Annotated in this window: 12 protein-coding genes and 1 tRNA gene; 7 read left to right on the forward strand and 6 right to left on the reverse strand. The window is 65.0% G+C overall.

Going from position 1 to position 13,703, the window contains the following annotated elements; all coding sequences use genetic code 11:
* Positions 1-1,275: an FAD-binding oxidoreductase gene (locus QX094_RS30595; protein WP_316164511.1), complete on the forward strand. Its 1,275-nt coding sequence runs from the start codon at positions 1-3 to the stop codon at positions 1,273-1,275.
* Between the two features lie 21 nt (positions 1,276-1,296).
* Here QX094_RS30595 and QX094_RS30600 read toward each other — a convergent pair whose 3' ends face one another.
* The gene (locus QX094_RS30600; RefSeq protein ID WP_316185871.1) at positions 1,297-2,220 is read right to left on the reverse strand and encodes a glyoxylate/hydroxypyruvate reductase A; all 924 of its coding nucleotides are present in this window, start codon (positions 2,218-2,220) and stop codon (positions 1,297-1,299) included.
* A gap of 215 nt (positions 2,221-2,435) precedes the next feature.
* On the opposite strand from QX094_RS30600, the gene QX094_RS30605 reads away from it, so the two are divergent.
* A complete protein-coding gene (locus QX094_RS30605) occupies positions 2,436-3,332 on the forward strand; it encodes a GNAT family N-acetyltransferase (RefSeq protein WP_315714623.1) in 897 nt (298 codons plus the stop codon).
* A 130-nt stretch (positions 3,333-3,462) separates the two neighbouring features.
* A complete protein-coding gene (locus tag QX094_RS30610; RefSeq protein ID WP_315714970.1) occupies positions 3,463-3,900 on the forward strand; it encodes a DeoR/GlpR family DNA-binding transcription regulator in 438 nt (145 codons plus the stop codon).
* A gap of 203 nt (positions 3,901-4,103) precedes the next feature.
* Here QX094_RS30610 and QX094_RS30615 read toward each other — a convergent pair whose 3' ends face one another.
* Positions 4,104-4,370 (reverse strand): hypothetical protein, encoded by a 267-nt coding sequence (locus QX094_RS30615; RefSeq protein WP_315714624.1) that lies wholly within the window; start codon positions 4,368-4,370, stop codon positions 4,104-4,106.
* Between the two features lie 866 nt (positions 4,371-5,236).
* Between QX094_RS30615 and QX094_RS30620 the strand changes: the two genes are divergently transcribed.
* The 3 genes from QX094_RS30620 to QX094_RS30630 all read left to right on the forward strand — a co-directional run bounded on the left by QX094_RS30620 (position 5,237) and on the right by QX094_RS30630 (position 7,383).
* Complete coding sequence (locus tag QX094_RS30620) at positions 5,237-5,410, forward strand: hypothetical protein (protein WP_315767524.1); 174 nt, start codon at positions 5,237-5,239, stop codon at positions 5,408-5,410.
* Positions 5,411-5,542: 132 nt separating this feature from the next.
* Positions 5,543-6,742, forward strand: a complete 1,200-nt coding sequence (locus tag QX094_RS30625; protein ID WP_315714240.1) for an IS256 family transposase — start codon at positions 5,543-5,545, stop codon at positions 6,740-6,742.
* A gap of 182 nt (positions 6,743-6,924) precedes the next feature.
* On the forward strand, positions 6,925-7,383 hold the full coding sequence (locus QX094_RS30630) for a hypothetical protein (RefSeq protein ID WP_315714626.1): 459 nt from the start codon (positions 6,925-6,927) through the stop codon (positions 7,381-7,383).
* 57 nt (positions 7,384-7,440) lie between these two features.
* On the opposite strand, the gene QX094_RS30635 is transcribed toward QX094_RS30630, so the two are convergent.
* The 3 genes from QX094_RS30635 to QX094_RS30645 form a co-directional block, all read right to left on the reverse strand.
* Positions 7,441-7,514: transfer RNA gene (locus QX094_RS30635), tRNA-Gly, on the reverse strand.
* Positions 7,515-7,938: 424 nt separating this feature from the next.
* Entirely contained in the window at positions 7,939-8,547 is a 609-nt protein-coding gene (locus QX094_RS30640; protein WP_315714627.1) for a TMEM175 family protein, read from the reverse strand.
* Positions 8,548-8,705: 158 nt separating this feature from the next.
* Positions 8,706-9,542, reverse strand: a complete 837-nt coding sequence (locus QX094_RS30645; RefSeq protein ID WP_316175619.1) for a hypothetical protein — start codon at positions 9,540-9,542, stop codon at positions 8,706-8,708.
* A 369-nt stretch (positions 9,543-9,911) separates the two neighbouring features.
* Between QX094_RS30645 and QX094_RS30650 the strand changes: the two genes are divergently transcribed.
* Positions 9,912-11,792: an acyltransferase family protein gene (locus QX094_RS30650; protein ID WP_316175618.1), complete on the forward strand. Its 1,881-nt coding sequence runs from the start codon at positions 9,912-9,914 to the stop codon at positions 11,790-11,792.
* Between the two features lie 6 nt (positions 11,793-11,798).
* On the opposite strand, the gene QX094_RS30655 is transcribed toward QX094_RS30650, so the two are convergent.
* On the reverse strand, positions 11,799-13,697 hold the full coding sequence (locus QX094_RS30655) for an acyltransferase family protein (RefSeq protein ID WP_315714630.1): 1,899 nt from the start codon (positions 13,695-13,697) through the stop codon (positions 11,799-11,801).
* Positions 13,698-13,703: the final 6 nt, after the last annotated feature.

Here is a 13,703-nt window from a genome sequence, read left to right on the forward strand (position 1 = left end):
ATGAAATATGTCTCCTACTGGCGCGACACGGCGACCGCATTTTCCGGCGGCCATAGCGGGCCCGTGGAGGGGCATTACGACGTCGCGGTGATCGGCGGCGGCTTCACCGGGCTCGGCGCGGCACTGCAGCTCGCCAAGGCCGGCGCCAAGGTGATCGTGCTCGAAGCCGATCAGGTCGGCTCGGGCGCGTCGGGACGCAATGGCGGGCATCTCAACAACGGGCTGGCGCACAGCTATCCGGCCGCGAAGGCCGAGCTCGGCACCCAGCGCGCGATCGCGCTCTACAAAGCGTTCGACGAGTCGATCGACACGCTCGAGCGCCTGATCGCGGAAGAAGACATCGCTTGCGGTTTCCGCCGCTCCGGCAAGCTCAAGCTGGCGTCCAAGCCTGGCCATTTCGCGGGGATCGCAACGAACTTCGAAGCGATCCACCGCGAGGTCGATCCCGACACGGCGCTGCTCTCGCCGGCCGAGCTGAAATCCGAGATCGGCTCGCCCTTTCACGGCGGCATGCTGTTCAAGAAGAGCGCGATGATGCACATGGGCTGCTTCGCCGCGGGCCTCGCCTCTGCCGCGAGCCGCCGCGGCGCCGTCATTGTCGAGCAAGCCGCCGTCACTGAACGGGTGCAGGACACCAAGCACTTTCGCCTCACCACGGCCAAGGGGACGGTGAGCGCCGAGCAGGTGCTGCTCGCCACCGGCGCCACCACGCCGGCGAGCTTCAGCTATTTCCGCCGCCGCATCATTGCCGTCGGCAGCTTCATCATCGCGACGCGGCCGCTGACGGAGGCCGAGGCGGCCTCGGTGCTGCCGGGCCACCGCACCTACGTCACCTCCATGAACATCGGCAACTACTTCCGCCTGTCGCCGGACAATCGCCTGATCTTCGGCGGCCGCGCGCGCTTCTCGGCGACATCGGATCAGCAGTCCGATGCGAGGAGCGGCGCGATCCTGCGCGCGGCGATGGAGCGGATGTTCCCGCAGCTTGCCGGCATCGACATCGACTATTGCTGGGGCGGCCTCGTCGACATGACCGCCGACCGTTATCCGCGCGCCGGTCGCCAGGGCGGGCTGTGGTACGCGATGGGCTATTCGGGTCACGGCGCGCAGCTCTCGACCCATCTCGGCATGATCATGGCCGATGCGATGCTCGGCCGGCCCGACCGCAATCCGATGAAGGACGCCGGCTGGCCGGTCGTGCCAGGCCATTACGGCAAGCCCTGGTTCCTGCCGTTCGTCGGCGCGTATTACAAGACCCTGGACTGGATCCGCTGAGCCGTGACGGCGCGACCGCGATCAGTAGCCGCGGCTGCGGTCGACGAGGCCAACCAGATCGAGCCCGGCGCGGTGTCGCTTGATGTTCGCGGCGACCGCGAGCGCCGCTGTTTCCGGCTGCGTGACGCTGGCGACATGCGGCGTGATCAGGACGCGCGGATGCCGCCACAACGGGTGATCCGTCGGCAGCGGCTCGGGATCGGTCACATCAAGCACGGCGCCCGCGAGATGCCCGGAGTCAAGTGCTCCGAGCAACGCCGCCTGGTCGAGCTGCGCGCCGCGGCCGGTCTGCACCAGCGAAGCACCTCGCGGGAGCTTGGCGAGCAGTTCGGCATTGAGCAGGCCGCGCGTCTCCTCCGTCAGCGGCAGCAGGCAGACCAAGATGTCTGTCACCGCGAGCATCGCATCGAGGCCGTCGGCGCCATGGTACGTAGTCACGCCGTCGATCGCGTGCCGGCTGCGGCTCCAGCCCGAGAGCGGAAAGCCGAACGGCTTGAGCCGCTCCAGCACCGCCCGGCCGAGCAGCCCGAGGCCGAGCAGGCCGATGCGCCGCACATGTGCCTGCGGCTGCGGGATAGCGCGCCAGAGCTGCTGCCGCTGATGATCGAGATAGACGGTCCAATTCCGGTGCAGCGCCAGCACGGCCAGCGTCACGTATTCCTGCATCATCCTGACGATGCCGTCCTCGACCATGCGGACGATCTTGACGCTCGCCGGCACCGACGCGGCGTTGAACTGATCGATGCCGGCGCCGATCGAGAACAGGATCTCGATATTGCGATAGGCGCCGAGGTCCGGCGGCACCAGCCAGGTAATCATGTAGCGGACTTCATCGGCATCGACCTGCGCCGGATTGATTTCGAACGGAAGATCCGGAATCTCACGCGCAAGCACCTCGCGAAAGATCGCGCCGCGCGTGGCATCGGAGTTGAACAACAAGGTCATGCGGTCATCCCAGCGGCCGATCTGGCTCGTCGCGCCTCCGATCATGGCGGTCGCGGCCTGCGTTACGTGCCGAATACAGGGCAGGATTGAGAAGAATGTTGCGAAGTTCGCCCGCAGACGCCTCAATATGCGGAGGTGACGACAGCATGCTCGCTCTCGACCTCATCGAGGCTGGGTGACGCGTGGCGGGCGGAACGAAGACAGGGACAGCGTGCATGGACAATCCGGACGTGGAATCGCGAATCGCCGACGTGTTCGAGATGCGCCTCGCCGACATCGACAGGGTCGACCTCGCGCAGTTGCTCGCCTTGTCGATCGCCGTCCAATGGCCCCATCGGGCGGAGGATTGGCAATTCATGCGCAGCATCGGCCGCGGCGTCGTCGCGCTCGATGAGATCGGTCGGGCCCTCGGATCCGCCATGTGGTTTCCCTACAGCGACGGCTTTGCTGCGGTTGGGATGGTCATCACCTCGCCGCGGCTGCAGGCCCTTGGCACCGGGCAATGGCTGATGCATCGGGTGATGGCCGAATGCGGCGGTCGGACGCTGCGCCTCAACGCCACGCGCGCCGCCTATCGCCTCTACCGATCTCTCGATTTCAAGCGTGAGCAGACTCTGTTTCAGTGTCAAGGTGAGGCGATTGCCTCGGACGCGGCGCCGGCCGAAGCGGGAAATATTCGCGTGCTGATGGAGGCAGACCTGCCGGCGCTGATCGAACTCGACGCGGCTGCTTATGGCGTCCGGCGAGCCGGGCTGATGACCGGACTGTTTCACCAGTCGCGCAGCTTTGGGCTGTTTCGCGCGGGGCGGCTGGAGACGTTCGCGATGTGCCGGCGGTTCGGACGCGGACATGTCGCGGGGCCGGTGGTCGCATCCTGCGACAGCGACGCGATCGCCGTGTTGGCGCCGCACGTGGCAGCTCACGAAGGCCAGTTCCTCAGGCTCGACACTCATCGAGCGACAGGAGAGTTCCGCGACTTTCTCGCGCGGTCGGGGCTCGCTCTCTTCGATGCCGTCACCACGATGTCGCTGCGGAACGACGTGAAGGGTGCCTTCCTGCGCGGCAACGACCAACCGAAGATCTACGGCGTCGTCAGTCAGGCCTTCGGCTAGCCCCTGCGTCCCGGAACAGAGCGCGGACCAAGCCCTCAGTCTCCAACTATCAAAACTGCGGAGCCCTCCCGATCTGTCGCCGGCGGCACCCTTGCTACACTGATCCGTTTCCTCGCTATGATTCGCTACACTGCGTTCGACGATGTCCCTCTCAGTGATCTGCTATTCGATGAACGTGGCGGCGCTGGCGACGCGACGTCCTGCCACGCAGCTGATGCTGATGGGCGGGCTCTATCATCCCTCGTCGCAATCCTTCTCATCGGAGGAAGGCCTGTCCTATTTGCGCAAGCTCGGCATCAACAAGGCCTTCATCTCGGCGGGCGGCGTACATGCGAATAGGGGCGCGAGCTGCTCGAACTTTCATGAGACGGCGGTCAAGCAGGCGGCCATCGCAACGGCGATCGAAAGCATTCTGGTCGCCGATGCGAGCAAGCTCGACAGCCTGAAGCCGGCCTTCTTCGCCGACCTCCATGCGTTTTCCAGGATCATCATTGGCGGGGCCGTATCGCGTGAGCACCGCAAGCCGTTCAAGCATCTCCCGGTCGAGTATGTAACCAGGACCGACTGAGGAAGCCGCTTCGCGCCCTGCAAATTGGCGCGCTTCTGAGGTCGCCGCGACCGAGACGCGTGGGGCGGGGCGGGGTTCGCGGTGTAGCGGCACGCCATCGCCATGCGCAACTGAGATACATGGTCAATGACGGCCCCGTCGCCATGTATCCGGCGCAAACGCTTTCCGCCAGGCGCTGCGGGCTGCTTAAGGGGAACGACTGCTCAAGCGGTCGCGAGGCGCGCCTTACCAACTCGCAAATTTGAAAAGATGCCTCCAAAGAACTGCTGGTTATTGGGAAGCATTTCCACGGTGCAGAAAATCGGTGCCATAAAATTGCGCCCGAGATCGCCGACACGAGGATCGGGTTGACGGTCTTCTGAGTTTTGCGCGGCGTCTACGTCGATATCGATCGCGGACTTTACAGTTTCAAGCATAACTCCGACTTTTAACTTCGGCGGATGGCTCGTCGTGACTTCCGGAATACTCATGGTGGACAAAAGCCGACCATCCACGTTTTGGATGGGCTGTTTGCCGGCGATGCTTGGCCATAAAACACCAGCGCGCGCAAATATTACATCATGGTACGGCTACCCGGACTGCAATCGCGGATCGGGCTGAAGGAACGCACAAAATCGCTCGAGAAGGACGGTGTCCGAGCTCAATTGAGGCCGACCGAACCCAATTGGGTACGGCTATCGAGCGAATTTACTGGTACGCCTGAGCCGCTCGGCTCTTCATCGAAGCGGCGTGTAAGGCAAGCGGCTTGCCGTTGCCCTTCCCCCTATCGAACCGCCTTGCCTTAAAGGGCGATGCCTCCGAACGCGGCCGCACCAGTTTCGCACCAGAAACGAACTGAACAAACCGCGACAGGCGCTATCAACATTGGGCAAAAATGCTGCAAAATCAATAAACCTATTCAATCTCCTCCCGCTCATAACGGTCTGGTTACAGGTTCGACCTTTGGTGAACAAGCAACAATAAATTCGGCAGCCAAACGGCACCCCCCCGCGGGGCTCTTGCTGAAGGTTCTGCAAATTCGGCAGGGTGAAAATCGACAAGATTGCCGAATGCGAAAAATGTCGGTGATCCTTCCTTTTTGCTTGCCGCAGCATCCAATTGTACGATGTGCCTTCGACGACTATTTTGCTTAGGCATCGCAAATTGCAGTATTTCCAGATGAACAAGTCCTCCGACCTGCTTTGATTGGCGGGTACGCGAAGACCACAGACTGAAGCCCGCAAATTGCCCTTGTAGATGAGTCCAGAAGAAGCGAATCTACGGGTGGCGCGCGTGGCGGACCGGCGGCAAGGCCTTGGCAGCGTCGCCTCCCAATGCGGTCGGAACGCTCGATTGGATGTTTGCCGAATACCGCTCTGATCGCCGCTACGCCAAGCTCGATCCTAAGTCCAAGCGTAATCACGAGGTCGGATTCAAGCTTGTCGGCGGCTACGTCCTGAAAGATGGCAAGCGACTGGGCGAGAAGCGCCTCACCGCAATCGATACGGTCGTGTCCCCGGAGGTGGTGTAGCTCGGTGGAGCAAAGCCGCCCGGACGCGCGCTCCCAAATAGCGCCGTAGCGGGCGGGCGGCTTTGCGGTGGTCACCGGCAGTTCTCCGGTAGGATCGGGTTGCGACACGCCAACGCAACCGAGGAACCACCGATGACCGAAGACATGATGAACCTGCGCACGCTGGTAGAGAAGACCCCAGACGCCGATCTGCTGCGCGAGATGATCGGCTTTGCGGCCCAGCGCCTGATGGAGCTGGAGGTCGAGAGCCAGACCGGGGCTGCCTATGGCGAGAAGAGCCCCGAACGTCTGGCCCAGCGCAATGGCTACCGCGACCGGATCTGGGAGACCCGCGCCGGTGCGGTGGAGCTGCGCATCCCAAAGCTGCGCAAGGGCTCCTATTTCCCCGGCTTCCTGGAGCCGCGGCGCATGGCCGAGAAGGCGCTCACCGCCGTGGTTCAGGAGGCTTACGTTCAGGGCGTCTCGACCCGTTCGGTCGACGATCTGGTGCAGGCGATGGGCATGACCGGCATCTCCAAGAGCCAGGTCAGTCGGTTGTGCGGCGAGATCGACGACAAAGTGAAGGCCTTCCTCGGCCGTCCAATCGAGGGTGACTGGCCCTATCTTTGGATCGACGCCACCTATGTGAAGGTGCGCCAGCAGGGGCGCATCGTCTCCGTCGCGGTGATCGTTGCAGTCGGCGTCAACAGCGACGGCCGGCGCGAGGTTCTCGGCATGGACATCGGGCCGTCCGAGGCCGAGACGTTCTGGACCGCCTTCCTGCGCAAGCTGGCCCGCCGCGGCTTGCGCGGCGTCAAGCTGGTGGTGTCCGACGCCCACGAGGGCATCAAGGCCACCGTGACCAAGGTGCTCAACGCCAGCTGGCAACGCTGCCGCGTCCACTTCATGCGGAACGTGCTGGCTCATGCCGGCAAGAGCGGACGGCGCGTGGTCTCCGCCTTCATCGCCACGGCCTTTGCCCAGGACGATGCCGAGGCCGCTCGCACCCAATGGCGCAAGGTCGCCGATCAGCTCCGTCCCAAGCTGCCCAAGCTTGCCGGCTTCCTCGACGAGGCCGAGACCGACGTGCTTGCCTACATGACGTTCCCGCCGCAGCATCGGACCAAGTTGCACTCCACCAATCCGATCGAACGCCTCAACGGCGAGATCAAACGGCGCACCGAGGTGGTCGGCATCTTCCCCAATGAGGACGCTATCGTCCGCCTCATCGGAGCTGTCCTGCTCGAACAGAACGATGAATGGGCGGTCCAACGCGCCCGCTACATGACGCTGGAAACCATCGCGCCATTGAGCGATGATCCGAACGTCAGCCTCACGGCTATCGCCAGCTGACAGGCCCGGCTCCAGCCGGCGAACGCGGTGGGCCGCCAGCTACACCACGCTTGGGGACACGATCATCGATACGGCACTGACCGACGACCGCTGCCCTGATCGGCTGGGAATGGCTCCAGCGCGAGACAGACGTCTTTGCGACTTTCGACGTGTCGCATTAACGCCCGAAAGGGCGCCCGAGTATGGTCCGCATCATCGATGAGAAGACTAGGCAGAAGGACTGGATACCGCTGTTCGACGATACAGGTGCACCGGTTTATCCCGAGTTGATGGCGGAGCTCGACGCCATCAAACGCGACCGCATCGGCGGCCTAATGCTGTGCCGGGATTGGGGCGAGCGCGGACCATGGCCGACATGGCCGAAGCCGGATCAGCCGGATTTCACGCACGTGAGCCGCAAGGTCAAAGAAGTCATCCGTGCTGCTGGCCTTCGCGATGAATTGTCGTTCACATCGTTCCGGCATGGCGGCTTTACTGAAGGTGGCGACGCCGAACTGACTGACCGCGAGATGCTGGCACAGGGCCGGCACACGACGGTGAAGGTGCTGCCAAAGTACACCAAGCGCACGACGCGGCAGATCGTCAACGGCGCCAAAAAGCGGTGGGCAGCTCGAACAAAGGAAGGACATTTGTCCGAATGAGCATCAGCCTGCTTGTCCGAATGGAAAGCTGACGGCGCGACAAGTGCCTGAAATCGTTGGAGCGGGTGAAGGGAATCGAACCCTCGTATTCAGCTTGGAAGGCTGCTGCTCTACCATTGAGCTACACCCGCATTGGGCGTTCCCTAACATGGTCCGCGGCGGGTCTCAACCTCTTCGGGGCGAGGTTTCGAAGCGGATGGGTCCCGGATCCGGCCTGATGGAACGGCCCGAAGCGATCGCAGCGCGCGACCTCGAGACCGCGGCGCGGCACCCTGGGGGCGGCCGGTTCCGTAATCGGCCCCCCTACCCTCGCCGCCCGGACCGTCCTATATTGGCGTCACCATCAACAACGAAAGGAGGTGATCCAGTGTCTTTCACCAAGCGCTGTCACCTCGCTGGGATCGCCCGCTGAGCGGCTCTTCATGAGCGACGTTTGAGGGCGTGATTCGTCAGCGGATTGCGCCATCGCGGCTCGGCAACGGGGCGGTCTCGGCCCTGGACCAGCGAGTTCAAGAACGGAAGCGCGGCGGGTCTCACGGCCCGCCGCGTCTTTTTTTATGGCAACTCCGCCTGCTCGCCGGCCGACGGCGCCGGGCTGCGGACGAACCGCCGCGCCAGGAAGCCGCCGAAGCCGAGCATCCAGAAATACTGCACGTACTCCGGTGCAAGCGCTGCGATCACGATGCCCGGCACGAACACGATGACGGGAAAGATCGCGCCGGCGATCTCGGCATGGCGGCCGCTTGGAAGCGCGAGCCACCACAGCGCGGCGTTCAGCGACGCAATGATGGTCAGATGCAGGCCATAGAGGACGGCCACCGCGCTGCTCAGCCTGTAGCCGCCGTAGAGCCCGTTGGTGACCGGCAGCAGCACGATCGACAACAGGAAGAACAGATTCAGGATGACCACGGGCCGGCCCGCGAACGGCTGCCGGGCCAGCCGCCGGTGGTGGCTGATCCAGAACACGCCGGCGATGATGAAGCTGAGGACCAGCCCGGCAAGCCGCCCGGAATAGGTATGCACCAGGTCGATCCAACCCGGCATATGCGCGAAATTGGGCTTCGGCAGGTCGTAGGCGAGAAGCGTCATCGCAACACCGAAGATGGTGTTGGAGAGCGATTCCAGCCGGCGCATCTCGAACAGGTCGGACTGAGGCTCTGCCATGTCGAATCGGAAGCAACCGAGGCGAGGAACGGAGATGAGGACTCACCTTCTATAGCAGCTCCGGCGCCGCGCCGCCCGACTTCGCTGCCGCCCTTGGGCGGCAGGCTGTCACGTCACTCGCCACCCTCCAGACTAAACCGGCCCTCGAGCGTCAGCCCTCACCGGCAGGCATAGATGTGGCCATCGAAGCCGCGATAGCTGTGCGTCGCCGGATTATAGCTGCGGAATTGGACGCAGGCCGGCAGTCCCGCGGTGCGCAGTCGCGGCCTGCCCTCCGCCTGCAGCCGGGCCGAGGCCGTGGTTGCGGTGGCGGGCCTCGCGATCACGATCATCGGCCGGCTGGCGACCATGCGCGATGTTCTGCCGGCATCCTTGACCGCTGCATCCCTGGCGGCGACCACAACGGCCTGCGCCTGGGCCGCCTTGCCGGACGACGGCTTGCCCGATGAGGCGCCGGCTGGCGATGGCGTCGTCCCAGGCGGATTGGCCGCGGCCGTCTTGGCAGAGGACGGCTTGGCAGATGACGGCTGGGCAGAGGACGGCTTGGAAGAGGACGACCTGGCAGAGGGCGGCTTGGTCGCTGGCGCCAGCGCCGATGGCGATTTCACGGACGGCTTGGTCAGGGAGGGCTTGCCGGCGGCTGGCTCTGCTACGGCGACCTTCTGAGCCGCATCCTGCTTGTCCGCAACTGCGGCCTGCTTCGGCTCAGCCGACGCGGCGGGTGTCGTCGCAACCGCCTCCGCAGCCGCGGCAGGCTTGACCTCGGGACCGGCCGAAATGTCGGCGCTGGCCGCCTGGCTCGGAACGGACGGCGCGGGATTGACCGACGCGGTCTTGTCGTCGGCTGGGGTCTTGTCCTCGGCGACCGGCGCCTCAGCCGGCTTCTTGATCAGCTTCTTGCATTCCAGCGGGAACACCAGCTCGCCCGATGCCGTCAACCCGATCGGCTCGCATCCGCCGAACGGCCCGCTCTCCTTGCCCTGATCCTTGGCCACCTCGCCTGCGGATGGTGAGGAGCCGCCCGGCTCGGCGCTTCGCGCAAGCGAAACGCCAACCGCAACCTGAAATAGAACAACGCCGCACAACAATCCGGCCCGGCCGGCCTTCCGCCCCAATGTACGCATGACACGCTCGCTCGACGCATGAACTCCGACAAGGCCATCACGCCATTGAGGCAAGTCTGTGAAGGCAAGCCGCGGATTCCCGCTGCGGTGTCAATTCGATGGCATTGTGTCCTGTCTGCACGACCGGCAGTGTTTGGGGTCCCGCATTGCAGTTGCAATTGGAGCGTGCCAGGGTCGGTCGCACGCGCCGCGGCTCGGCCATTCAAGACGGCAGCGCATACGACCCTGCGGACGGCCATCTTGAGTTCAACTGACTATCGTCCCGACATCGACTGCCTACGTGCCTTCGCGGTCACGTCGGTGATCGCGTTCCATTACGACATCTCGCCGTTCCGAAGCGGCTATGTCGGCGTTGATGTGTTCTTCGTGATCTCGGGCTTCCTCATCACGCGGATCATTCATGCCGAGGCGCAGGCCGGCACGTTCTCGTTCGCGGCATTCTACCGGCGCCGCACCCGGCGCATCCTGCCCGCGGCGTTCGCCATGGTCTGCGCCACACTGCTCGGTGCGAGCCTGATTCAGCTGCCGCAAGAGACGGTGTCAACCGCCCATCAGGCGCTGGCCGTCCTGACCTTCTGCTCCAACATCCTGTTCTGGTTGCAACAGGGCTATTTTGACGCCGCGGCCATCACCAAGCCGCTGCTCCACACCTGGTCGCTTGGCGTCGAGGAGCAGTATTATCTGCTGTTTCCGGCGCTGGCGCTGGCCGTCTTTGCGCTCCGTCGCTCGCTGATGCTGGCGAGCCTAGGCGCCGTCTGCGTGGCCTCGCTCCTGCTCTGCGTGGTCCAGACCCGGATCCAGCCGGCGGCCGCGTTCTATCTGCTGCCGGCGCGCGCCTGGCAGCTCGCGCTTGGAGCGCTGCTTGCCGTCGAGTCCGTTCCGGCGCTCCGCGAGCAGTGGATGAGGATCGCGGTCGCCGCGCTGGGATGGACCGCGCTCGGCGCCTCCGCCAACGTGTTCTCGCCGCGCACGCCCTATCCCGGCGTCGCCGCGCTGCTGCCCTGCCTCGGAGCGGCTGCGGTGATCTGGGCCAATCCCACCCCGAGCAAGGCCGTGCTGACGGCCTTCAAGCCGATGATCGTGGTCGGGCTGTGGTCCTACTCGCTCTATCTCTGGCATTGGCCAGTGGTCTCGTTCGCGGCCGCCATCTGGGGCCCGCCGAGTTCGATCATGGATAAGCTCGAGCTGCTCGGCGCCTGCACAACGCTGGCGCTGACGAGCTTCTATCTGATCGAGCAGCCCGCCCGACGTGCCGTATGGCCGGTCACCGCACGTGCGCTCATGGCGATCGGCGCGACCGCGATCGGAGCCTGCGCGATCATGATCTGGTCCGCGGGCTTCCCCACGCGCTTCTCGCCGCAGCAGCGGGCCTGGGCCGACTTCCTCAGCTACGACCACAAGACCGTCTATGAAGAGGGAACCTGCTTTCTCAACCCGGGCCAGACGTTCGACATGTTGCAGCATGCCTGCCTCGTCGAAGGGACACGCCCCAACATCCTGCTGTGGGGCGACAGCCATGCCGCACACCTCGCTCACGGCCTGAGGCGCGCGCTACCTCAAGCTACGCTCTTGCGCGCGACGCTAGCGCAATGCATCCCCCACGAAGAGCCGGGACAATCGGCCGCCTGCGCCGACTTCAATGGCCGGCTGCCCGGGCTGGTGCGCGCTCTTGCGCCGGACATCGTGATCCTGTCGGGCAACTGGACGCGCACGGCCATGGCGCCCACCGCACGCAAGAGCCTGCTCGCCACGATCAAAGCGATCACATTGGCCGGCAGCCGCGTGGTGGTGATCGGGCCGAGCCCGCAATTCGATCGTCCACTGCCGGATCTCCTCATCGCGCTATCACGCTTCGGCATCTCCCCGGACCGGCACATGTTGGATACGTTCAGCCGCATCGACGGCTTTCTGCAAGCCCTGCTCAAGGATTTCCCGCAGACCGACTACGTGTCGCTGCTCGCGCTTCTCTGCCCCGGCAAGGATTGCGTTCTGCAGACATCCAGCGGCGCACCGCTTGCCTGGGACGACGGCCATTTCACCGCACAAGGGTCCGAGCTCGCCGCCGCACGCATCGTCGCGGCCTCGCCCACGCTCGCGCCCTTCGCGCCCAAGGGCGAATAGCGCCACCTAATCGTCCGACAGGAAACTCGCGAACACCGGCGCAGCGCGCTCGCCCATCCGCTGGGCCCCTGCCACTGTGAAATGACCGGCATCCTGGAACAACCACACGCCCCCCTCCACGACCGGGCAATCCCGGTCGCAATAGACCTCCGAGGGCCTGAGCAGCGTCACCTTGGCGAGCGGCCTGATCGCCTCCGACAGGACGGCGTCGATGACGCGGTTGGTCGCGATCGCCTCGCTCTTCGGCACGGCATCGCACGGCTTGGCCGGCGCGTGCCAGCGCGGCCCCGGCAGCATGCGCAACTGATCGAAGGCGCAATTCACCGGACGGACCTGGCCGCCGACGACGAGGAAATGCCGGCCGGGCCGGTCGAGCAGACGGATGGTCTCGGCGAGATGACCGGCGACCGCGGCGTTGCGGGCCCGCGCTGCCGGCCCTTCGCCGAGGTCGAGATAATGCTGCCACGCCTGCCCGATCACGACGAAATCGGCCTGCGACTGCCGGATCCGCGGCAGCTCGCTGTCGCGCAGCTCGGCGCAGACCTGGGCGCGAGGTCCCTCGGCGGTGAGCCCCGCGAGGGTGGGACATCCGCTCATGGTGGACACGTGCCCGATCATGCCGCGCGCCTTCAGCGTCGCATCGAGCGCGGCGACATATTGCTGGACATAGGAATCGCCGAGCAGCTCGACGCCGCGCGTGCCCTCGAGATCGCCGAACGCGCACAGACGGCCGACGGTGCGACCGCATTTGTTGAGGCCGAAGCCCTGCAGCTGGAACAGCGCGAGCTGATCGTCGGGCAGCCGCGACACGACGCCATTGGCGCGGAACGTCACATGGGTGAGCGCGGCACCGACGATGAGCACGGTCGCAAAGCTCGCCACCTGCGCGCCCCTCGGCCACGGCAGCCGCCGCAGCGGCCGCTCGACGATGACGAACATCAGCGTGGTCAGCACCGCCATCAGCGCGAGCTGCGCCGCCAGTCCCGCCGCGGTCTGCGCCGCATCGCCGAAGATGAAGCGGACGAAGAAGATCACGGGCCAGTGCACGAGATAGAGCGAATAGGACGCAGCGCCGACGGCGCGAACCGGGCGAGCCATCACCAGCGACGTCGGGGCATTGGCCGCGATGATGACGGCTGTGGCGATGCAGGGCAGCAGCGCGGCGACGCCTGCCTGGAATTGATAGCAGCCGATGAGGAGAAGGCTGCCGAACAACAGAACGTCGCCGCAGGCGGCGGCGAGAGAGCGTGCGCGCGGCGACGCTGCCAGCCGGGCCTCGAGCGGAATGGCGAGCGCGCCGAGGGCGAATTCGAACACCCGGAACGGCGTCAGGAAGAACACGGCGTCCGGATCGCGCGATGACCAGAGTGTGGCCGCGGCAAGGGACAACAACCCGATCGCGGCAATGGCACCGAACACATGCCGGCGCGTGCCGAGCCACATCAGCAGCAGCGGCGCCAACGCGTAGAATTGAACCTCCGCCGACAGCGACCACAGGTGCAGCAGCGGCAACTGATCCGCGCTCGGCGCGAAATAGGCGCTGGCCTCGCGCCAATATTGGATGTTTGCGATCGAGAGCAGGCCGTGTGTCGCCTCCTTGGCGAGCTGGCGCAGGGCTTCCGGCGACAGGAACAGCCAGCCGACCGCGAACGTGGCCGCAATGGTCACAACCAGCGCCGGCAGGATGCGCCGTGCCCGCCGCAGATAGAAGTCCGACAGCGAGAAGCGCCGCGCGGCGACATCGCGCAGGATCTGCCCAGTGATGAGATAGCCGGAGATGACGAAGAAGATGTCGACGCCGGCATAGCCGGCCTCGAAGCCGGTGATCCTCAGATGGAAGAGAATGACGATGACGACAGCGATCGCCCGAAGGGCATCGATGTCAGCCCGATGACTGCGTTCCAATGTCGT

It is taken from the genome of Bradyrhizobium sp. SZCCHNS1050 (assembly GCF_032484785.1).
Classification (GTDB): Bacteria; Pseudomonadota; Alphaproteobacteria; order Rhizobiales; family Xanthobacteraceae; genus Bradyrhizobium.